This window comes from Kineococcus anabasis (genome assembly GCF_054590795.1).
This window is the reverse complement of the sequence record NZ_BAAIHU010000007.1, coordinates 299,764-320,627: the sequence shown is the minus strand read 5'-3', so window position 1 is coordinate 320,627 and position 20,864 is coordinate 299,764. Positions and strand designations below refer to the sequence as shown.

General features: G+C 76.9%; 14 protein-coding genes. 13 read left to right on the top strand and 1 reads right to left on the bottom strand.

Going from position 1 to position 20,864, the window contains the following annotated elements:
• Positions 1–37: 37 nt before the first annotated feature.
• From ACYQBY_RS12260 to tsaD, 10 genes are all read left to right on the top strand, one after another.
• Positions 38–3,550 carry an Ig-like domain-containing protein gene (locus tag ACYQBY_RS12260; RefSeq protein WP_459644131.1) on the top strand — a complete coding sequence of 1,171 codons (3,513 nt, stop codon included), beginning with the start codon at positions 38–40 and terminating at the stop codon, positions 3,548–3,550.
• 253 nt (positions 3,551–3,803) lie between these two features.
• On the top strand, positions 3,804–4,769 hold the full coding sequence (locus ACYQBY_RS12255) for a trypsin-like serine peptidase (protein WP_459644130.1): 966 nt from the start codon (positions 3,804–3,806) through the stop codon (positions 4,767–4,769).
• A gap of 137 nt (positions 4,770–4,906) precedes the next feature.
• Entirely contained in the window at positions 4,907–5,323 is a 417-nt protein-coding gene (locus ACYQBY_RS12250) for a carboxypeptidase-like regulatory domain-containing protein (RefSeq protein ID WP_459644129.1), read from the top strand.
• A gap of 72 nt (positions 5,324–5,395) precedes the next feature.
• Positions 5,396–6,322 carry a D-isomer specific 2-hydroxyacid dehydrogenase family protein gene (locus tag ACYQBY_RS12245; RefSeq protein WP_459644128.1) on the top strand — a complete coding sequence of 309 codons (927 nt, stop codon included), beginning with the start codon at positions 5,396–5,398 and terminating at the stop codon, positions 6,320–6,322.
• 143 nt (positions 6,323–6,465) lie between these two features.
• On the top strand, positions 6,466–8,682 hold the full coding sequence (locus ACYQBY_RS12240; RefSeq protein ID WP_459644127.1) for an ATP-binding SpoIIE family protein phosphatase: 2,217 nt from the start codon (positions 6,466–6,468) through the stop codon (positions 8,680–8,682).
• A 313-nt stretch (positions 8,683–8,995) separates the two neighbouring features.
• Positions 8,996–10,906: a VanW family protein gene (locus ACYQBY_RS12235; protein WP_459644126.1), complete on the top strand. Its 1,911-nt coding sequence runs from the start codon at positions 8,996–8,998 to the stop codon at positions 10,904–10,906.
• Between the two features lie 74 nt (positions 10,907–10,980).
• On the top strand, positions 10,981–11,760 hold the full coding sequence (locus tag ACYQBY_RS12230; protein ID WP_459644125.1) for a hypothetical protein: 780 nt from the start codon (positions 10,981–10,983) through the stop codon (positions 11,758–11,760).
• 120 nt (positions 11,761–11,880) lie between these two features.
• Positions 11,881–12,372 (top strand): CAP domain-containing protein, encoded by a 492-nt coding sequence (locus ACYQBY_RS12225; protein WP_459644124.1) that lies wholly within the window; start codon positions 11,881–11,883, stop codon positions 12,370–12,372.
• 50 nt (positions 12,373–12,422) lie between these two features.
• On the top strand, positions 12,423–12,998 hold the full coding sequence (gene def, locus ACYQBY_RS12220) for a peptide deformylase (protein ID WP_459644123.1): 576 nt from the start codon (positions 12,423–12,425) through the stop codon (positions 12,996–12,998).
• On the top strand, positions 12,995–14,035 hold the full coding sequence (tsaD, locus tag ACYQBY_RS12215; protein ID WP_459644122.1) for a tRNA (adenosine(37)-N6)-threonylcarbamoyltransferase complex transferase subunit TsaD: 1,041 nt from the start codon (positions 12,995–12,997) through the stop codon (positions 14,033–14,035). Before def ends, tsaD begins: the two co-directional genes overlap by 4 nt.
• Before the next feature lie 24 nt (positions 14,036–14,059).
• Here tsaD and ACYQBY_RS12210 read toward each other — a convergent pair whose 3' ends face one another.
• Positions 14,060–15,484, bottom strand: a complete 1,425-nt coding sequence (locus ACYQBY_RS12210) for a diguanylate cyclase domain-containing protein (RefSeq protein ID WP_459644121.1) — start codon at positions 15,482–15,484, stop codon at positions 14,060–14,062.
• A 196-nt stretch (positions 15,485–15,680) separates the two neighbouring features.
• Between ACYQBY_RS12210 and ACYQBY_RS12205 the strand changes: the two genes are divergently transcribed.
• The 3 genes from ACYQBY_RS12205 (at position 15,681) to acs (ending at position 20,853) form a co-directional block, all read left to right on the top strand.
• Positions 15,681–16,376 (top strand): TerD family protein, encoded by a 696-nt coding sequence (locus tag ACYQBY_RS12205; protein ID WP_459644120.1) that lies wholly within the window; start codon positions 15,681–15,683, stop codon positions 16,374–16,376.
• Between the two features lie 82 nt (positions 16,377–16,458).
• A complete protein-coding gene (locus tag ACYQBY_RS12200; protein ID WP_459644119.1) occupies positions 16,459–18,699 on the top strand; it encodes a putative bifunctional diguanylate cyclase/phosphodiesterase in 2,241 nt (746 codons plus the stop codon).
• A 174-nt stretch (positions 18,700–18,873) separates the two neighbouring features.
• Positions 18,874–20,853: an acetate--CoA ligase gene (gene acs / locus ACYQBY_RS12195; RefSeq protein ID WP_459644118.1), complete on the top strand. Its 1,980-nt coding sequence runs from the start codon at positions 18,874–18,876 to the stop codon at positions 20,851–20,853.
• The last annotated feature ends 11 nt before the right edge of the window (positions 20,854–20,864 follow it).

The window sequence follows — 20,864 nt, the reverse complement described above, 5'->3', positions numbered from 1 at the left end:
CGACACAGGTCAGGAACACCGTCGACCAGGGGGATCCATGCGCCGTCGCACCCGCGCACTCGCCGCCGCGACCGCCGCCGGCACCACGTTCGTGCTGGGCGCGACCACGGGCCCCTGGAGCCCCGTCGCCACCGCCGCGCCGAACCTGCCGCCGGTCACCGCCCCCGACCTCGTCACCACCGCCGCGGGCACCCCCGTCACCGTCCCGGCCCCCGGTGTCCTCGCCAACGACACCGGCACCAACCTCGTCGCGGAGAAGAAGACCGACCCGGCGGACGGCACCGTCGTCGTGCAGCCCGACGGCTCCTTCACCTACACGCCCCGGGCAGGCTTCTCCGGCACCGACTCCTTCCTCTACACCGCACGCAGCGGCGCGGTCGCCCAGAAGGTCCAGGGCACCGTCTTCATCACCGTCGGGCCCCTCGCGGTGGACGACACGCTCACCACCGCCTTCGGGGTGCCCCTCTCGGTGGACGTGACGGGCGGTCTGCTCGCCAACGACCGCGGTACCGGGATCGTCGCGAGCAAGGTCACCGACCCCGCTTCCGGGACCGTCGTCGTCGCCCCGAACGGGGCGCTGACCTACGTCCCCGAGCCGGGCCGCTCGGGCCGGGTCTCCTTCACCTACCGGGTCACCGACGCCGGCGGGCGGACCGCGCAAGCGGTCGTGAACATCACCGTGAACCCGCGCGCCGTGGACGACGTCGCCGCGACCGTGACGGCGGGCGGCTCCGTCAGCGGCGACGTCCTCGCCAACGACAGCGGCACCGGACTCACCGCCGCGCTGCGCTCCGCCCCCGCCTCCGGCAGCGCCACCGTCGCCGCGGACGGGCGGTTCACGTACACCCCCGCCCCGGGTTTCTCCGGGGCGGACTCCTTCACGTACACCGCCACGGACCCCACGGGGGCGTCGGCGTGGGCGTCCGTCGCCCTCAGCGTGACCCCGGCGGCCCTGGGGAACACCGTCGTCGTCCGCCCCGGCGGCACCCTGGAGGTCGCCGCGCCCGGCCTCATCGGCAACGACCTCGGCAACGACCTCGTCGCCGAGAAGGTCTCCGACCCCTCGTACGGCACGGTGGACGTCCGCCCCGACGGGTCGTACACGTACACCAACACCGCGACCAGCCCCGACGGCACGGACAGCTTCCAGTACCGCATCACGGACTCGCGGGCGAACAGCACCACGGGAGCCGTGAACATCACCATCCCCGTCTCGGCGCTCCCCGCCCCGCCGAACCTCGTCGACGACACCGCGACCACCGCGACCGGCGCCGCGGTGACCGTCGCCGCACCCGGCCTCCTCGGCAACGACAGCGGCCTGCCCACCGCGGCCCTCGCCGTCACCCCGCCCGCCTCCGGCGCGCTCACCCTGGGGCCCGACGGCGCCTGGGCCTACACGCCCGCGGCCGGGTTCTCCGGAGTGGACCGCTTCACGTACACCGCCTCCAACGCCGGCGGCGCCGCCCCCGTCCCGGCGACCGTCACCGTGCGGGTGACGCCCCGCATCACCTCCGACACCGCCACGACCACCGCCGGGCAGGCGGTGGGCGGGAACCTGCTCGGCAACGACGCCGGCGCCGGGCTGCGCGCCACCCGGCTCACCGACCCCGCCTCCGGTGCCCTGACCGTCGGCGAGGACGGCACCTTCACCTACACCCCCGCCCCGGGCTGGTCGGGGCGGGACACCTTCACCTACCGCGCCACGGACGCCAGCGGCCTGACCGACGACGCGGCCGTCGACGTCGTGGTGGCACCGGTGGTCCGGGACGACACCGCGCGCGGCACCGCCGGCGCACCGGTCACCGGGAGCGTGCTCGGCAACGACAGCGGCGGAAGCCTCACGGCGGCCCTGGTCCAGGGCCCCGCCCGCGGCGCCGTGGCCTTGGGCGGCGACGGGACGTTCACCTACACCCCCGCCGCGGGCTGGTCGGGGCGGGACTCCTTCACCTACCGCGCCACCGACGCCGACGGCCTCGTGGGAGGGGCGCGGGTGGACGTCGTGGTGGCGCCCCTCGCGGCGGCGGACGCCCTGGGCACCGTGCCCGGCGGCTCGGTCACCTCCGACGTCCTGGCCAACGACCTCGGCTCGGGCCTGACGGCCTCCGTGCTCGCCGCGCCCGTCCACGGCGGCGTCACCGTCGCGGCCGGCGGCGGGGCCACGTACACCGCGCCCGCGGGCTGGTCCGGCCGCGCCGCGTTCGCCTACCGGGTCGCGGACACCGCCGGCCTGACCGCCGACGCCTGGGTGGACGTCCTGGTGGTCCCCGTCGCGGCCGCGGACGGCGCGACCACGCCGGCGGGGGTGCCGGTGTCGGGGGACGTGCTCGCCAACGACTCCGGCTCCGGACTGACCGTGACCGGCGGGACGCAGCCCCTGCACGGCACCGCCACGGTCGCCCCCACCGGTGCCTGGACGTACACCCCGGCGCCCGGGTCCACCGGCACGGACTCCTTCACCTACAGCGGCGTGGACGCCGCCGGGTCGGCGTTCTCGGCCACGGTGACGGTGACGGTCACGGCCCCGCCGGTCCAGTCGGCGCCGGTCCAGCCTGCGCCGCCCGCGCCGGTGCAGCCCGCGCCGGTGCAGCCCGCCCCGACCGCGCCGGTGCAGCCCGCGCCCGCGCGCGTGGACCGGCTCGCCGGTCAGCACCGCACCGCCACCTCCGTCGCCGTCAGCCACGACGCCTTCCCCGCCCGCCACGGCACCCGCGCCGCCGTGCTGGCCACCTCCGCCCGCTTCGCCGATGCCCTCTCCGGGGCTCGCCTCGCCGGGCACGTGCGCGGCCCACTGCTGCTCACCGGCACCGGGCGGCTCGACGCGGAGGTGGCCGCCGAGGTGCGCCGCGCCGTCGCGCCGGGCGGGACCGTCTACCTCCTCGGCGGCACCGGCGCCCTGTCCGACGACGTCGCCGCGGCGGTCCGGAAGCTCGACCGCACGTACACCGTCGTGCGCCTCGGCGGGGCGGACCGCTACGGCACCGCCGTCCGCGTCGCGGAGCACCTGCGCGCTGCCGGCGACACCGGGCCCGCCTACCTGGCCTCCGGCACCGACTTCCCCGACGGCCTGGCCGTCGCCGCGTTCGCCTCCCACTCCGGCGGGGTGGTCCTCCTCAGCCGCGACGGCGTCCTGCCCGAGGAGACCCGCGCCCACCTCGCGGCGCACGACCCGGCCGGGGCGCGGGTCGTCCCCGTCGGCGGTGCCGCGGCCCGCGCCCTCCCCGCCGCCGCCGGGCGCGCCGTCGTCGGCCGGGACCGGTACGACACCGCACGCCTGCTCGCCGCCCGCTTCCCCGGCTCCGGTCCCGTCCGCTCCTTCGGCGTGGCCGTGGGCAGCGACTGGCCCGACGCGCTCGTCGGCGCAGCGGCGATGGGCACCCACGGCGGCCCGCTGCTGCTGACACCGGGGGAGGACCTCCACCCCGGGGCCCGTGACGCCATCGCCACCCTCGCCTCCGGCGCGGTGGGCGTCCGGCAGGGGTTCGTCTTCGGCGGGGAGGCGCGAATCGGCGCCCGGGTCCTCGACGAGGTCGCCGCGCTGCTGGCGGACTGACCCGGCACGCACCGCCGCCGGAGCGCGTATCACCGGAGCACCCGCCGCCTCCTCCTGGATGAGCCCCGCAGCCACCCGCCGGCGCCGAGACGCCGCCGGAGAGCTGCGCCCCACCCGGCCCGCCCCGGCGGGGCGACCGCGACGACGGCACCCGCCTGTCGCGGGGTGGGCTCGCGCCGTCCCGGCCCCGGACCCGCACACCGCGGGACCCGGCCCGGGCACGCCCACCCCCAGCGCGCAGGAAGGCACCGCCATGTCCCGAACCGCCCCCACCCGGACCGGACCCCTCCGGGCGACCCTCGTCACCACCGTCCTCGCGGCACTGTTCACCGCCGGTGCCTCCGCGGGCGCCTCCGCCGCGCCCGGCGCGCAGGCCACCACGTCCTCACCGGACTCGCTCGTCTCCGCCGCCGGCCACGTCGTCACCCCGCAGCAGGCCGCCGAGTCCGTGACCGGCACCGGGCCCACGGGCCGCAGCGGTTTCGCGGGCACCGCCAAGCAGCCCGCCACCGCCGGCACCGACAGCATCATCGGCGTGGACCAGCGGTTCCGCGTCAGCCCGACGACGTCGTACCCGGCGCGGGCGGTGGCCCTCGTCAGCCGCAACGGCAACCCCTCGTGCACCGCGTGGCTGGTGTCCAAGGACACCGTCCTGACCGCCGGCCACTGCGTGCACTCCGGCGGCCCCAACGGCGTCTGGTACAGCAACCTCACGTTCCGGGCCGGCAGCGACGGCGGGACCGCCCCGTACGGGACCTGTTCGTCCCGGCAGACGTACGCCCTCAACGGCTGGCTCAACGGCACCACGAGCTCCTACCGCAGGCAGTACGACGCGGCGATCGTCAAGCTGAACTGCACCGTCGGCTACCGGGTCGGCTGGTTCGGCATGTGGTGGCAGACCGCGAGCCTGGACGGGCTGTCGACCGCGATCTCGGGTTACCCCGGTGACAAGCCCTCGGAGCAGTGGCGCTCCTACGACCACGTGCGCGCCAGCGAGACGCAGAACATCTACTACCGCAACGACACGGTCGGCGGGATGTCCGGATCGCCCGTCTACCAGCGCCGCGCTGCGGGTGCGGCGTCCTGCTCCGGGGTGTGCGCCATGGCGATCCACACCAACGGCCTGTTCGGCTCGGGGCTCACGGCCTCGAACAACTCCGGCACCCGCATCACGCAGGCGAGGTTCAACACCTTCGTCAGCATCATCAACCAGCCCTGAGCACGTCCCGCGGGGGCCGTGGGGAGACCCGCGGCCCCCGCGGCGCACGCGGAACCACGGTGGGACGCGCCGCGTCCCACCACGACGGGACGGGACGGCCGGGTTCTCCGGGCCGGGCGTCGGAGGAGGGGACCGGGATGGACGGACGGGTGGTGCTCCCCGTGGTGGGAGCGGTGGTGCTGCTGCTCGGCGGGTGCGGGGACGCGGTGTCCCCCGGCGGGCAGGCGGGGGCGGCGTCCCCGGACACGGCGGTCAGCCGGCCGGCGGAGGATCCCGGCGCGGGTGCGCCGGGCCCGATCGCCGGCACGGTGCGCGACGCGGCCGGCGGGCCCGTCGCAGGGGCGAACGTCACGGTGCGCTCCCTCGAGGGCGGCGCCGTCCCCGAGATCGGCGTCCACACGAGCGCCGACGGGGCGTACGAGTTCCCCGCCGCCCTCGACCCCGGGCGCTACGAGGTGGCCGTCGACGTCCCCGCGGGGACCGCGACGGCCGTCGCGGAGGTCGGCTCCGGGCCGGGGCCGGCGCGCGCGGACCTCGTGCTCACCGCGCGCTGACACCCCGGGTGCCGGGGCGGGGCCGACCTGCGAAGGTGGCCCCCCCGAACCACCTCGTGAGGAGCCGCCGCGATGACGTCCGCAGCACCCGACCTCGCCGTGCACGTCGGAGGCCAGGAGCACCCGGGCCTCGCCGCGGCCGTGGAACGCGCCGGGGCCCGCGTGGTCCCGCTGGAGGAGGCGGACGCTCTCGTCTGGGTCGGGGGCCCGGACGGGTTCCCCGACCCCCTGCCCGCGTCCGTGCGCTGGGTGCAGCTGTCCTCCGCGGGCGTGGAGTCCTGGTTCGACTCGGGGCTGCTGGACCCGGCCCGCACGTGGACGTCCGCGGGCGGCGCCTACGCCGAGGCGGTCGCCGACCACGCCGTGGCCCTGCTGCTCGCCGGGGTCCGGCAGTTCCCCGCCGCGCTGGCCACCCAGACCTGGGACCCCTCCGTCGCCGAGGCCACGACGAGCCTGCGCGGCACGACCGTCGCGGTCGTCGGGGCCGGCGGCATCGGCCGGGCGATGATCGGGCCGCTGCGGGCGCTCGGTGCGGACGTCCTCGCCGTCACCCGCCGCGGGCACCCGGTGGAGGGGGCCGTGGACACCCTGCCCGCCGAGCGCACGGGTGAGGTGTGGGACCGCGCGGACCACGTCGTCCTCGCGGCGCCGGCCACCGCGGAGACGACCGCCCTCGTCGGGGAGGAGGAGCTGGCGCGCCTGGGGAAGCACGGGTGGCTGGTGAACATCGCCCGCGGCTCGCTCGTGGACACCGCCGCGCTCGTGGGGGCCCTGGACGCGGGCACGATCGGCGGGGCGGCCCTGGACGTCACCGACCCGGAGCCGCTGCCCGCCGGCCACCCGCTGTGGGGCCACCCGCGGGTGATCATCACGCCGCACGTCGCGAACCCGCCGCAGCTGCAGCGCCCCGCGCTGGCGGCCCACGTGGTGGAGAACGTCCGCCGCCGCCTGCGCGGGGAGGACCTGCTCGCCGTCGTGGACCTGGAGGCGGGGTACTGAGCGGGTCGGTGGGCGGGTCGGTGGGCGGGCCGGTGGGCGGCAGTCGGCGCGTGATGGGCCGCGCGGGTGACGCGGAGGCGGTCACCCGCGAGGCGCGTCGTGACTCGGCGCAGTGGCGCCAAAGCGTTGAGTAACGTATGGATGTGGAACCACCCCGCACCACCCCGCGCAGCCTCCTGGAGGTGGCGACGCTCTCCCTGCGCGAGGGGCACGACCTGCGGGCCATCCTCGACGAGGTCACCGCCGCGGGCGTGGAGGCCACCGGCGCCGGCTTCGGCGCGTTCTTCTACCACTCCGTGGACGAGGACGGCTCCCGCCTCGACGTCTTCAGCCTCGTCGGCGCCGACCCCGCCGACCTGCCCGGCAGCACCCCCGTGCGCCACACCCCGCTCTTCGCCCCCACCTTCGCCGGCCAGGGCACCGTCCGCGTCGGCGACGTCCTGCGCGACGAGCGCTACGGCCACAACGCCCACGGCGGCCTGCCCGCCCACCACCCGCCCGTCCGCAGCTACCTCGCCACCCCCGTCCAGGGCGTCGACGGCCACGTCTTCGGGGCGGTGCTGTACGCGCACGGCGAGCCGGACCGCTTCGGCCCCGCGGAGCAGCAGGCCGCCGAGGCCCTCGCCGCCGAGGCCGCCGTCGCCATCGACAACGCCCTCCTCTTCGCCGCCGAGCGCACCGCCCGGGAGGCCGCCGAGCGCGAGCGCGCCGCCGCCGCCGCCGCCACCGAGCGCATGCGGCAGCTCCAGCGCATCACCGCGCTGCTGTCCGCGACGGTGAGCACCCGCGACGTGGTGACCCTCGTGCCCGCCGCGGTGGCCGAGGGCCTCGGCTGCCACTCCGCCGCCCTCTACGTCCTCGACCCCACCGACCCCCGCGCCCTCACCGGCAGCGGCACCGCCAGCCTGCCGCCCGACCTCACCGCACGGCTGCCGCACCTGCCCCTCGACGTCGGGAGCCACGTCACCACCGCCTTCTCCACCCGGCAGCCGCAGACCCTGCTCGACCGCGACCGTGCCCGCTACCCCGCCTACGACGGGATCGACATCGGCCCCATCGGCGCGTCCACCGCCGTGCCCGTGCTCGACCGCGACTCCCGGCCCGTCGGCGTGCTCGTCGTCAACACCCAGCAGGTCGCCGCGCCGGACCCGCAGCGGGTGGAGCTGCTGCAGAGCCTCGCGACGCAGGTCGCCCAGGCCGTCGAGCGCGCCCGCCTCTACGACGCCGAGCGCGCCGCCCGCGAGCAGCTCGCCGCCTCCGTCACCGCCCTCACCGACCTCGCCCGCGCCCTCCAGCGCGGCCTGCTGCCCCGCGCCCTGCCCGCCCTGGAGCGCACCCAGGTCGCCGTCCGGTACCTGCCCGCCGTCGCCGGCGCCGAGGTCGGCGGCGACTGGTACGACGCCGTCCGCACCAGCGAGCACGTCGTCTTCGTCATCGGCGACGTGCAGGGGCACTCCACCACCGCCGCCGGCCTCATGGGGCAGCTGCGCACCGCCGTGCGCGCCTATGTCAGCGAGGGGCACGGGCCCGCCGCCGTCCTGGAGCGCACCAACCGGATGCTGCTCGACCTCGACCAGGACCTGTTCGCCACCTGCTGCCTCGTGCAGCTCGACCAGCGCACCGGCGTCGCCGTCGTCGCCACCGCCGGGCACCCCCTGCCCGTCGCCGCCGACGCCCGCGGCGTGCGGGAGCTCACCGTCTCCCCGGGGCTGCCGCTGGGCATCGAACCCGACGCCGGCTACGACGTCGCCGTGCACAAGCTGCCGCTGCCCACCCGCGTCGTCCTCTACACCGACGGCGTCGTGGAGACCGCCTCAGCGCCCCTCAGCACCGGGGAGGAGGCGCTGCAGCGCTCCCTCACCCGCCCCGCCGCCTCGTGCGAGCAGCTCGCCGACCAGATCGTGGCGGGCATCCCGCACCGCCTCACCGACGACGCCGCGGTGCTGCTCCTGGACTACGCCGGGCCCCTGGTGGACGGCCGGGAGGTCGCCGTGACCCTCCCGACGGACCTGCGCGCCGTGGCCGCCGCCCGCAGCTTCCTGCGCGCCGAGCTCGGCCAGTGGGAGCTGGAGCACCTCATCGACGACTCCGAGCTCGTCCTGTCCGAGCTGGTCACCAACGCCCTCGTCCACACCGACGACCCGCCCGTGGTGACCCTGCGCTACGCCGGCGACGGCGAGGAGCTGGTGCTGGCGGTGCGGGACCGCTCCGGGCGTGCCGTGCAGGAGCGCACCCCGGACCCGGAGGCGCAGGGCGGGCGGGGGCTGCTCGTCGTGGGGTCCCTGGCCTCCACCTGGGGCGTCACCACGCACGACGACGGCAAGACGGTCTGGGCGGAGCTGCTCGCCGCGCGCCCCTGAGCCCTGCCCTCCTGCCCGCCCCCGCCCGCCTGCCCGCCCTCGCCCGCCCATCTCCGGGTTCGAGCGCCTGAACCCGGCCTCACGAGCGCCCGAACCCGGAGATGGGCGGGGGGAGCGTGCTCCGGGAGCGCCCGAACCCGGAGATGGGCGGGGGGAGCGTGCCCCGGGAGCGCCCGAATCCGGAGATGGGCGGGGAGTGCGGCGGGGGCGGGTGCGATCCGCCGACGCCCCCGTCCGGTCACCCTTCCGCACGTAGAGTGGCGCCAGCCGCGGGGGGCGGCGAGGTGCTGGACCGAGGGGACGACGCGACATCGTGGACGGGCAGGGACGGGGCTCGGCGGGCGCCGGTGCGGGCAGGCGGGGCCGGGCGTGGCTGTGGTGGACGGGCGGGACGCTCGCCGCCGTCGCCGCCGGGTACTGCGGTGCGGCCGTGGCCACCGCCGGCGAGGTGCCGCGCGGCACCACCGTCGCGGGGGTGGACGTGGGCGGCCTGACCCGCCAGGAGGCCTCGCTGCGGCTCGCGGGGGCCGCCGACAGCCTGGCCACCGCTCCCGTGCCGCTGCGGGTCGCGGGCGCGGGCGAGCCCGTGGACACCACGCTGGACCCCGCCGCGGCGGGCCTGCGCCTCGACGTCGACGCGACCCTGGAGGAGCTCACCGGCTCCAGCTGGGACCCGCGCGTGCTGTGGCACCACGCCGCGGGCGGCTGGGACGCCGAGCCGGTCACGACCGTCGACCGGCCCGCGCTGGAGCGCGCCGTGCAGGCCGTCGCGCAGCGCGTCGACACCGCCCCCGTGGAGGGTTCCGTCACCTTCGCCGAGGGCCGGGCCGTGGCCGGGCAGGCCGCCGAGGGGCGCCGCCTCGACGTCGCCGCGGCCGCGGACCGCGTCGACGCCGCGTGGCCGCTGCCCGCGGGGTCGGCACCGGTGGAGGTGTCCGCGGAGGTGCTGCGCCCCCGCGTCGACGCGCAGGACGTCGAGACGGCGGTGCGCGAGCTGGCCGGGCCGGCCGCCTCCGGCCCGCTCGTCGTCGTGGCCGGCGCCCGGGAGGTGTCCCTGCCCCCGGCGGCGTTCACCCCGGCCCTGGCCGTGCGCCCCCGCGACGGTGCAGCCCCCGCCCCGAGCACCACGCAGCCCGCGGCGGCCGGTGGGCCGGCCGTCGTCGTGCCCGCCGCCGCCACCTCGCCCACCACCCCCGCCACGCCCCCCGCCACGCCCACGACCCCCGCCGGTGGGACGGGGGAGCTGGAGCTCGTCGTGGACGGCGCGGCGCTGGAGAAGGCGGTCCTGGCCGCCGACCCCGCCGTGGAGACCGCGCCGCGCGACGCCACCGTGGAGATCCGCGCCGGCGCGCCGGTCGTGGTGCCCGCCGTGGACGGCACGGACCTCGACCCCGCCGCCCTCGCCCCGGCCGCGCGCGCCGCGCTGCTGGACCCGGCCCGCCGGGCCGTCGTGGATCTCGTCCCGCGCCCGGCGGGGCGCACCACCGCCGAGGTGGAGGCCCTCGGGGTGCGCGAGGTGATCTCCACGTTCAGCACGAAGCTGACGTCGAACGCGGCCCGCACGGCGAACATCCGCCGCGCCGCGGCCGCCGTGAACGGCACCCTGCTGGAGCCGGGGCAGGAGTTCTCCCTCAACGACACCGTGGGCCAGCGCACCGCGGCGCGCGGCTACAACCGTGCGCCGGTCATCGCCAACGGCCTGCTCACCGACGACTTCGGCGGCGGGGTGTCGCAGCTGGCGACGACGACGTTCAACGCGATGTTCTTCGCCGGCCTGGACGAGCTGGAGCACAAGCCACACTCGTTCTACATCTCGCGCTACCCGGAGGGCCGGGAGGCCACCGTCAACTGGCGCAGCATCGACCTGCGCTTCCGCAACGACCTGCGCAGCGGCGTGCTGGTGGAGGCGTTCACCGCGGACGGGCAGGTCACGGTGACCATGTGGGGCACCAGGGAGTGGGACGTGCAGGCGTCCAAGAGCCCGCGCCGCAACATCCGCACGCCCGGCACCAAGTACGACCCGAGGCCGTCGTGCGAGGCGCAGGACCCGCACACCGGGTTCGACGTGGACGTCACCCGCACCGCCCGCCACCTCGTCACCGGCGAGGTGCGCAGGGAGACGTGGAGCCACCGGTACGCCGCGGGGGACAAGGTGATCTGCGGCCCGGACCCGGCGAAGGCCAGGCCCGCACCCGCACCCGCGGCGACCGCCCCGCCCTCCTGACCGGGGCGACGCGCTGTCGCTGGCGGTAACGTGGCGTGGTGCCCGCCGCGAGCCCGACCCAGGAGGGTGCTGACGTGCCTCCCGCCAGCCGTGCCACCGTCCGGGCGGTGCTGCCCGCGCTCCTGCTGTCCGCCGCCCTCACCTCCTGCGGGGGCGTGGGGTCACCGCCGGCGTCGTCGCCCAGCCCCACCGGCACCGCCGCCCCCACCGCGGTGCCGACGGAGACACCGACCGGCACGGCGACCGGCACGGCGACCGGCAGCCCGTCCTCCGGTGCGGGGTCAACCGGGGGGCCGCTGCGGCTGGTGGACGCGGTCGTGGTGGCCACGGACCGCAGCGACCCGCTGAGCCGGGCCCTGGCGGAGGCCGCGGGCTCCGGACGAACCCTGCTGCTGGACGTCGTGGCGCCCGTCTTCCCGCCGGAGAGCGACCTGGCCGCCGGCCGGCTGGTGATGCCCGGCCGGGGTGCGCCGCCGGGCCGCGGCACGGGGGTGGACGTCCAGGCGCCACCGGAGGCGGTCTCGGACCTGGGGCAGCCGCTGGTGCTGATCACCGGCACGTTCGAGGTGAGCAGCCGGGCGGAGAACAGCTACACCCTCGAGGCGCTGACCACCGAGAGCGACCCGGCGCTGCGCCCGCAGGGGCCGGACGACGCGGAGCGCTGCGCCTCGCCGGACACCGCCGCCGCGCAGGCCGCCGCGGACCGCCTGCGGCAGGACCCGGGGGCGCGCCCGGCGCTGCGCGAGGAGTGGGGCAGCTCCCCGAGCGTGTGGTGGGCGGTGCAGTTCGAGGCGGAGTCGCCCGGCGACCTGGCCGCAGCGCTGGAGACGGCCTGCCGGGCGTACCGGGGCTGATCGCCCGGCGGGTGGACACGCGGCTTCCTCACGTAGCGCACGTGGCACGCAACGCTGTGATCATGTGGTGAAGATCACTGCAAGCGTTTTCTCGTTTCCCGTTCGTGGTTGAGTGCGCCGGTGATCCGACGCCGCCTCGCCGCCGGGGTGCTCGCCGCCCTCGCCACCGCGACCGCCCTGGCCGCCACCCCCGCCGCCGCCGAGCCCCTGCCGGCTCCCGACCCCGCCCTGCTCGCCGCCCAGCGCGTCGTGGAGCTCACCAACGCCGAGCGCGCCGCCCGGGGCTGCCCCGCCCTCACCGCCGACCCCGTCCTCGGCGACGTCGCCGCCCGCCACAGCTCCGACATGGCGCTCAGCGGCCGCCTCAGCCACGTCGGCAGCGACGGCAGCACCCCCGGCCGCCGCCTGCGCGCCGCCGGGTACCGCGCCCGCGCCTGGGCCGAGAACGCGGCCTGGGGCCACGCCACCGCCGAGGACGTCGTCCGCGGCTGGCTCGACAGCCCCCCGCACCGCGCCAACCTCCTGAGCTGCCACCTGCGCGCCGTCGGCGTCGGGCTCGCCGGCGACCCCGGCGCCCCGTACTGGACCCTCGCCCTGGCCACCCCCCGCTGACCGGACGCTCCCGACGGCCCGCACCGGCGCCCGCGCCTACGATCGCCGGTGTGAGCCAGGAGCACAGCAGCGCGTTCGGCGAGGTCCGCCGCGGCACGGCGCGCCCGATCGTCCCCTACGGCACGCCCGTCCTGCACCGGCGCTGCGCGGAGGTCACCACCTTCGGCCCCGAGCTGCGCGGGCTCGTCGACGACATGTTCGCCAGCATGGCCGCCGCCGACGGGGTGGGGCTGGCCGCCAACCAGATCGGCGTCGACGCCCGCGTGTTCGTCGTCGACTGCCCCGACGACAGCGACGAGAACGTCGTCGCCCACGTCGTGAACCCCGTGCTGCACCTGCCCCGCGCGCTGCGCCGCCGCCTCGACCGCGACGAGGAGGGCTGCCTGTCCGTGCCGGGTGAGTTCACCGTGCTCGGCCGGCCCGCCCGCGCGGAGGTCACCGGTGTCGACGTCGAGGGCCGGCCCGTGCGCCTCGTGGGCACCGGCATGCTCGCCCGCTGCCTGCAGCACGAGGTCGACCACCTCGAGGGCACCGTCTACGTCGACCGGCTCCCCGAGGCCGAGCGCGTGCGCATCCTCACCGCCGCCGGCCTGCCCACCGCGATCCCCGGAGGAGAGCGCCCGTGACGGTCGTGCTGGGCATCGAGACCTCCTGCGACGAGACCGGCGCCGGGCTGGTCGCCGAGGGCCGCCTCCTCGGCGACGCCCTGTCCTCCTCCATGTCCGAGCACGCCCGCTTCGGCGGCGTCGTGCCCGAGATCGCCGCGCGCGCCCACCTGCACGCCATGGTGCCCGTCGTGCGGCAGGCCCTGGCCGCGGCGGGCCTGGGCCTGTCCGACGTCGGCGCGGTCGCCGTCACCGCAGGGCCGGGGCTCTCCACCGCCGTGCAGGTCGGCCTCGCCTCCGCCAAGGCGTTCGCCTTCGCGCTCGACGTGCCCCTGTACGGGGTGCACCACCTCGCCGGGCATGCCGCGGTGGACGTCCTGGAGCACGGCCCGCTGCCGCAGCGGTGCGTCGCGCTCGTCGTCTCCGGCGGGCACACCTCCCTGCTGCTGCTCGGCGACCTCGCCCGCGACCCGATCGTCCACCTCGGCGACACCACCGACGACGCCGCCGGGGAGGCGTTCGACAAGGTCGCGCGCATCCTCGGCCTGCCCTACCCGGGTGGGCCCTCCGTCGACCGCGCCGCCCGTGACGGCGATCCCCGCGCTATCGCCTTCCCCCGGCCCCTGACGCGCCCGTCGGACCCCCGCTACGGGTTCTCCTTCTCCGGCCTGAAGACGGCCGTCGCGCGCCGGGTCGAGGCGTACGGCGAGGGCGAGGTGCCGGTCGCCGACGTCGCCGCGTCCTTCCAGGAGGCCGTCGCGGACACCGTGACCCGCAAGGCCGTGGCCGCCTGCACCGACCACGGCGTGGACACCCTGCTCGTCGTGGGCGGTGTGGCGGCCAACTCGCGGGTCCGGGCCCTGGCCGAGGAGCGCTGTGCGGCCGCGGGCATCGAGCTGCGCATCCCGCCGATGCGGCTGTGCACCGACAACGGCGCGATGATCGCCGCGGTGGGGGACCTGCTGGTGCGGGCCGGGGCGCCCGCCTCGGACCTGCGCCTGGCGGCGGACCCGTCCGCGCCGCTGACGGGCGCGCTGCTCGCCGGCCCCTGGCGCTGAGGGGGGCGGCCGCGGGACCGTCCTTCAGCGCCCCGCCGACGCCCGCTTGTCCGAGTACATCCGCCCGTCCGCCTCGGCCAGCAGCGCCTCGGCGCCCGTGCCCGGCCCGCCCAGCGCCGTGCCCGCGCTCGTGCCCACCCGCACCGGGTGCCCGGCGACGGTGAACCCCCCCGCCAGCGCCGCGCGGATGCGCCCGACCAGCGCCGCCAGCGACGCCGCGTCCGCGCCCGCGGGCACCAGGACGGTGAACTCGTCCCCGCCGAGGCGGGCGACCGTGTCCTGCGGGCGCACACAGGCGCGCAGCCGCGCCGCCACCTGCACCAGCAGCTCGTCGCCTGCGGCGTGCCCGAGGCCGTCGTTGACCGCCTTGAAGCCGTTCAGGTCGCAGAACACCACGCCCACCTCCTGGCCGGTGGCGTCCTGCAGCGCCGCACCGAGCCGCGCGGTGAACGCCTTGCGGTTCAGCAGTCCAGTCAGCGCGTCGTGCTCGGCCTCGTACTGCAGCCGCGCCTGCTGCCGGCGGCGCTCGGTGATGTCGTGCAGGTGGACCACCACCGCGCCGATGGCCGGGTGGTCCGTGCGGTCCCGCAGCGAGGCGGACATCCAGCGCGGTGAGCCGTCGGCGGCCCGCAGCCGCAGCTCCACCCGCACCACGTCCCCACCGGCGGCGAGGCACCGTGCGAAGGCGGCCCGGGCCCCGTCGGCGTCCGCGGGGTCCAGCAGGTCGAGCACGCGCCGACCCAGCAGCTCCTCCGCCGGGACGCCCCGGTCCTCGGCGGCCGACGGGCTCGCGTAGGACAGCGTCCCGTCGCGCCGGACCGCCACGAACAGCTCCCGGGAGTCCTGCACGAGCGCGCGGAACCACGTCTCGGCGGCCCGCACGTCCGCCAGCAGCGCCCGCCGCTCGTCCTGGACGCGGGCCAGCGCCAGCAGCCACAGGAGGGAGAAGGCGCAGATCAGCAGGGTGATCCCGGGGGACCGCGCGGCGGGGACGGACGAGGGCAGCACCCCGGTCAGCAGCAGGGCCTGCTGGGCGGTGACCAGCACCGCCGCCGAGGCCGCCACCGGCCGCCAGGCGCGCCCGCCGCACTCGTCGATGTGCGGGGCCCCGACGCACAGGGCGGCCAGCGGCAGCAGGAACGGGGTGCCGCTGCAGGCGGTGACGACGGCGAACAGCGTCATCGCCCACGCCACCCGCAGGCCGAGGCGGCCCTCCGGGTCCGGCCCCGACACCAGCCGCTGCGCGCGGCTCTGCGCCGAGGCCCCCAGCAGCGCGCACGCGGCGACGAACACCCAGGCCGGCAGGACGAGGGTGCCCAGCCACGACAGCAGCGCCGCGACCGGCGTGGCCACGACCGACACCGCGGCCAGCGCGACGAGGGGGTGCGCGTCGGGCGCGAAGGGGGTGGCGGACCTGGCCGGGCGGGGGTGCGCGGCGGCCGGCTCCACGTCCCACCCCCCGTCCGTCCCCGCGCACGTCGTGCGCGCCTGCGCCCACCCCTGCGGTGTGCGTCCTCCGCAGGGACATCGGCCCCCGCCGGGGCCGTCTTGACGTCCACCGCGGGGTGCGCCCCGCGCGGCGGCGTTGCCCCGGCGCCCGCCGCCCCGGATGCTGGCACGGACAGCCACCCGGCCAGGAGGTCCCGTGCCCATCGACTACACCCGTCGCCCGACGCAGCCCGAGCCGGAGCCCGACGGCCCTCGCACGGGCCCCGGCGTCTCCCTCAGCAAGATCACCCTCACCAAGGCGGCGCCCGCCGTCTCCCTGACCAAGCAGGGCTCCACCGGCGGCGTCCTGCGCGTCAACCTCAACTGGACCGCCCGCCCGGCGGCCTCCGGCGGTGGCTTCCTGAGCAAGCTGAGGAGCGCTGCGGCCGGTGCGGTGGACCTCGACCTCGGTGCCCTCTACGAGTACTCCGACGGCAGCAAGGGCGCGGTGCAGGCCCTCGGCGGGGCGTTCGACGACCGCCGCCCGCAGCCCCTGGTGCGCCTCGACGGCGACGACCGCAGCGGCACCTCCACCGGCGGGGAGAACCTGCACGTCGACCTGCGCGACCCGCGCGCGATCCGCCGCGTCCTCGTCTACGCCTTCATCTACGAGGGCGTGCCGAACTGGGCCGCCGCCGACGCCGTCGTCACGCTCTTCCCCGCCGCCGGCCCCGAGGTCGAGGTGCGTCTCGACGAGCACGACCCCAGCTCCCCGATGTGCGCGGTGGTGCTGCTCTCCTCCGACGGCCGGGAGATCACCGTCCGGCGGGAGGTGCGCTACGTGCAGGGCGGGCAGCAGCAGCTCGACGAGGCCTACGGCTGGGGGATGCGCTGGCGCACCGGCCGCAAGTGAGGGCCCCCGCCGGGCGGGGCGGGCGGGTGAGAACCGGCTCCCGTGCTCAAGGGACGTCCCGCCCCTGACGACCCTTCACGGTGTGAGAACAGCCAGGGTGCGACCCGGGGCGCTCGTGGCGGCCGCCGCGGCGCCCCTCGTGGCGTACGCCGTCGTCTTCGCCGTCACCGGCTCCCACCTGGGGTGGGCGCGGGTGCTGTGGTGGGTCGGGCTGGCCGCCGTGGTCGCGCTGGCGGTGCTGCGGCCGCTGCGCCACGCCGAGGACCGCGCCGGGTGGATCGCCGTGGCCCTGGGGGTGGCCGCCTGGTTCGCCGGGGACCTCGCCGGCACCTACGGCGTGGCGCTGTCGGTGACGGGCCTGCCGTCCGTGGCCGACCTGGTGTTCTTCTCCATGTACCCGGTGCTGCTGGTGGGCGCCAGCCTCCTCTCCCACGGCGCCCACGACCTCCCCCGCGGGTCCGACTCGCCCCTGGACGGCAGCATCGCCGTGCTCGGGATCGCCGCCGTGGCCGTCTGCTTCGTCGTGGCGCCCGTGTGGGAGAACGTCGGTGCGGCCGCGACCACGATGCCGTTCGCGCTGGTGTACCCGGTCGCGGACCTCGCGCTGCTCGCGCAGTGCCTCATCGGCCTCGTCTGGGCGGGCGGCTACCGGCGCCGCGCGCTGGCCCTGCTGGCCACGGGCCTGCTCCTGATGGCAGCCGGCGACACCCGCTACCTCGTGCGGACCCTCAGCGACAGCGTCGGCAAGGACCTCACCTCCGACGTCCTGTGGGCCGCCGGCCTGCTGACCTTCGCCGCCGCCGGGCACCTCGTGCAGCGCCCCGGGCGCCCCCGCCGCGACACCACCCCGGTGCTGACCCTCGCCTCCGGCCTGATCGCCACCGCGGTCCTGCTCGCCGCGCACTTCGGGGGCGTGCCCACGGGTGCGGCCGTGCTGTCCGGGGTGGCCCTGTGCCTGTGCCTGGTGCGGCTCGTGGTCGCGCTGCGCGAGGCCCGCGCCCTGGCCAACGACCGGCGGCGCAGCCTGCAGGACGAGACCACGGGGCTGTCGACGTCCCGGGTCACCGAGGAGCGGATGGCGGTGCTGGTGGAGCGCCGGGTGCCGTTCGCGCTGGTCCTGCTCGACGTCTCCGGCTACAAGGAGCTGCGCCTGGCGCTGGGTCGCGACCTCGGCTCGGAGCTGCTCCTGCAGATCGCGCGCCGCCTGAGCGCGGGCGCCGCCGCCGGCGAGCTCGTGGCCCGCGCGGGGGAGGACGAGTTCAGCGTCCTCGTCCCGCTGGAGTCGCCCGACGCGACGGCCGGGGTGCGGCGCGCCGCGGAACTGGTGCGCTGCTTCGAGGACACGTTCGGCCTGGACGGGCTCAACGTCCACACCCGCGCGACCGCCGGGGTGGCGACCTTCCCCCGGGACGGGCGCTCGGCCGCGGAGCTCATGGCCGCGGTGGAGCTGAGCACCTCCCACGGCGCCGCCGGCGGCAAGGAGGTGTGCGCCTACTCGCAGACCATGGAGGACCAGGCCCGGGTGCGCCTGGCCCTGGCCGGGGAGATCGGGGAGGCCTTCGGCAGCGGCGAGGTCGTCGCCCACCTGCAGCCGCAGGTGCGCCTGGGTGACGGGCGGGTCGTGGGCGCGGAGGCGCTGGTGCGCTGGCAGCACCCCCGCCTGGGCGTGCTGACCCCGGACAAGTTCCTCCCCGCGATCGCGCACACCAACCTCATGCGCCGGGTCACGGACACGGTGCTGCGGCAGGCCGCGGCGCAGGCGGTGCAGTGGCGGCCGTGGGGGATGACGGTGGCCGTGAACCTGGCCCCGTCGGACCTGCTGGACCCCGAGCTGCCCGAGCGGGTGAGCCGCATCCTCCTGGAGACGGGCGCGTGCCCGCAGGAGCTGCGCCTGGAGGTCACCGAGGACGCGGTGATGGCGGACGCCGAGCGCATCGCGGAGATGCTGGCGGAGCTGCGCCGGCGCGGCCTGCGCATCGCGGTGGACGACTTCGGCCAGGGCCACTCGTCCCTGGCGCGCCTGCGGGACCTGCCCGTGGACGAGCTGAAGATCGACCGGGCGTTCCTGTGGCGCGTGGCGGACCCCTCGCCCGTGGAGACGGCCATCGTGCGCGCGGCCGTCGCGCTCGCCAAGGACCTGTCGCTGGAGGTGGTCGCCGAGGGGCTGGAGACGCCCGACGCGTGGCACCGGCTGCGCGACATGGGCTGCGACGCGGTGCAGGGCTACTGGGTGTCCCGGCCGCTGGCGCCGCAGGCGTTCGGGGACTTCCTCGCGGGCTGGCCGGAGCGCTCCCCCGTCGCGGGCGCCCACCTGCTGTCCTGACGCCCGGCGCCGCTGCGTGGTCGTCCGGCGTCCGCCCGGGGGGTTCCACGGCCGTTCCGCGTCCCTTCCGGTACGGGTTGCGGTCGCGCCCACTAGGGTCTGAGCCGCCGACGGTGGCGCCGCCACCGTCCGGTCCAGGACGTGCAGCGCAGCAACGCCGAGAGGACGCGGACGATGACCGACAGCCCTTCGCAGGCCATCCCGTCGCACGAGGGGCAGGCCGGCCACGCCCCCCACGCCGTCGCCCCCGACCCGGCCTTCGCCGCCGAGGCGGTCGCGACGGCCGGGTTGTACGAGGAGGCCGCGGCCGACCGCCTCGGCTTCTGGGCGCGGCAGGCCCGCGAGCTGCTGACGTGGGAGCAGGACTTCACCGAGACCCTCGACTGGTCCGGGGCCCCCTTCGCGAAGTGGTTCGTCGGGGGCCGCCTCAACGTCGCGCACAACTGCGCGGACCGCCACGTCGAGGCCGGCAACGGCGACCGCGTCGCGATCCACTTCGAGGGCGAGCCGGGCGACACCCGCGACATCACCTACGCCGAGCTCGCCCGGGACGTGCGCCGCGCCGCCAACGCGCTCACCGCCCTGGGCGTGCAGGCGGGCGACCGGGTGGCGATCTACCTGCCGATGATCCCCGAGGCGGTCGTGGCGATGCTGGCGTGCGCGCGCATCGGCGCCCCGCACGGCGTGGTCTTCGGCGGCTTCTCCGCCGACGCGCTGCGCAGCCGCATCGAAGACGCCGAGGCGAAGGTCGTCATCACCTGCGACGGCAGCTACCGCCGCGGCAAGGCCACCACCCTCAAGCCCGCCGTGGACGCGGCCCTGGCCAAGGGCGCGCCGAGCGTCACGAACGTCCTGGTGGTGCGGCGCAACTCCGAGCAGGTGGAGTGGACCGAGGGCCGCGACGTGTGGTGGCACGAGGCGCTGGGGGCGGCGTCCGACGAGCACGAGGCGCAGGCGTTCGACTCCGAGCACCCCCTGTACATCCTGTACACCTCCGGCACGACGGGGAAGCCCAAGGGCATCCTGCACACCACCGGCGGGTACCTGACGCAGGCGGCGTACACCTCCCGCAACGTCCTGGACCTCCAGCCCGGGCGGGACGTGTACTGGTGCACCGCCGACGTCGGCTGGGTCACCGGCCACAGCTACGTCGTGTACGGCCCGCTCGCCCTGGGTGCGACGCAGGTCGTGTACGAGGGCACGCCGGACACCCCCGACAAGGACCGCTGGTGGAGCATCGTCGCGAAGTACGGCGTGACGATCCTCTACACGGCGCCCACCGCGATCCGCACGTGCATGAAGTGGGGCGAGGAGTACCCCGCGCGCCACGACCTGTCCACGCTGCGCCTGCTGGGCAGCGTGGGGGAGAACATCAACCCCGAGGCGTGGTCCTGGTACCGCCGCGTCATCGGTGGCGGGAAGGCCCCGATCGTGGACACCTGGTGGCAGACGGAGACCGGCGGCCACATGATCTCCCCGCTGCCGGGGGTGACCACCTTGAAGCCGGGCTCGGCGCAGCAGCCGGTGCCGGGTGTCGTGGCGGACGTCGTGGACGACGCGGGCAACCCCGTCGCCAACGGCGAGTCCGGCTACCTGGTGATCACCGAGCCGTGGCCGTCGATGCTGCGCGGTCTGTGGGGCGACCCGCAGCGCTACAAGGACACGTACTGGTCGCGCTTCCCCGGCAAGTACTTCGCCGGTGACGGCGCCAAGCGCGACGAGGACGGCGACATCTGGCTGCTGGGCCGCGTCGACGACGTCATGAACGTCTCCGGGCACCGCCTGTCGACGGCGGAGATCGAGTCGGCGCTGGTGTCGCACCCGGCGGTCGCCGAGGCGGCCGTGGTGGGCGCCACCGACGAGACGACCGGGCAGGCCGTCGTGGCGTTCGTCATCCTGCGCGGGGGCCACGAGGAGGGACCGGGCACGGTCGCCGAGCTGCGCGACCACGTGGGTGCGGAGATCGGCCCGATCGCCAAGCCGAGGTCGATCATGATCGTGGCCGAGCTGCCGAAGACGCGCTCGGGCAAGATCATGCGCCGCCTGCTGCGGGACGTGGCGGAGAACCGCGCCACGGGTGACGTGACGACGCTGACGGACGCGAACGTCATGGACACGATCCGCGCGGGCATGACGAGGTCCACCGAGGACTGAGGCGCCGGCGG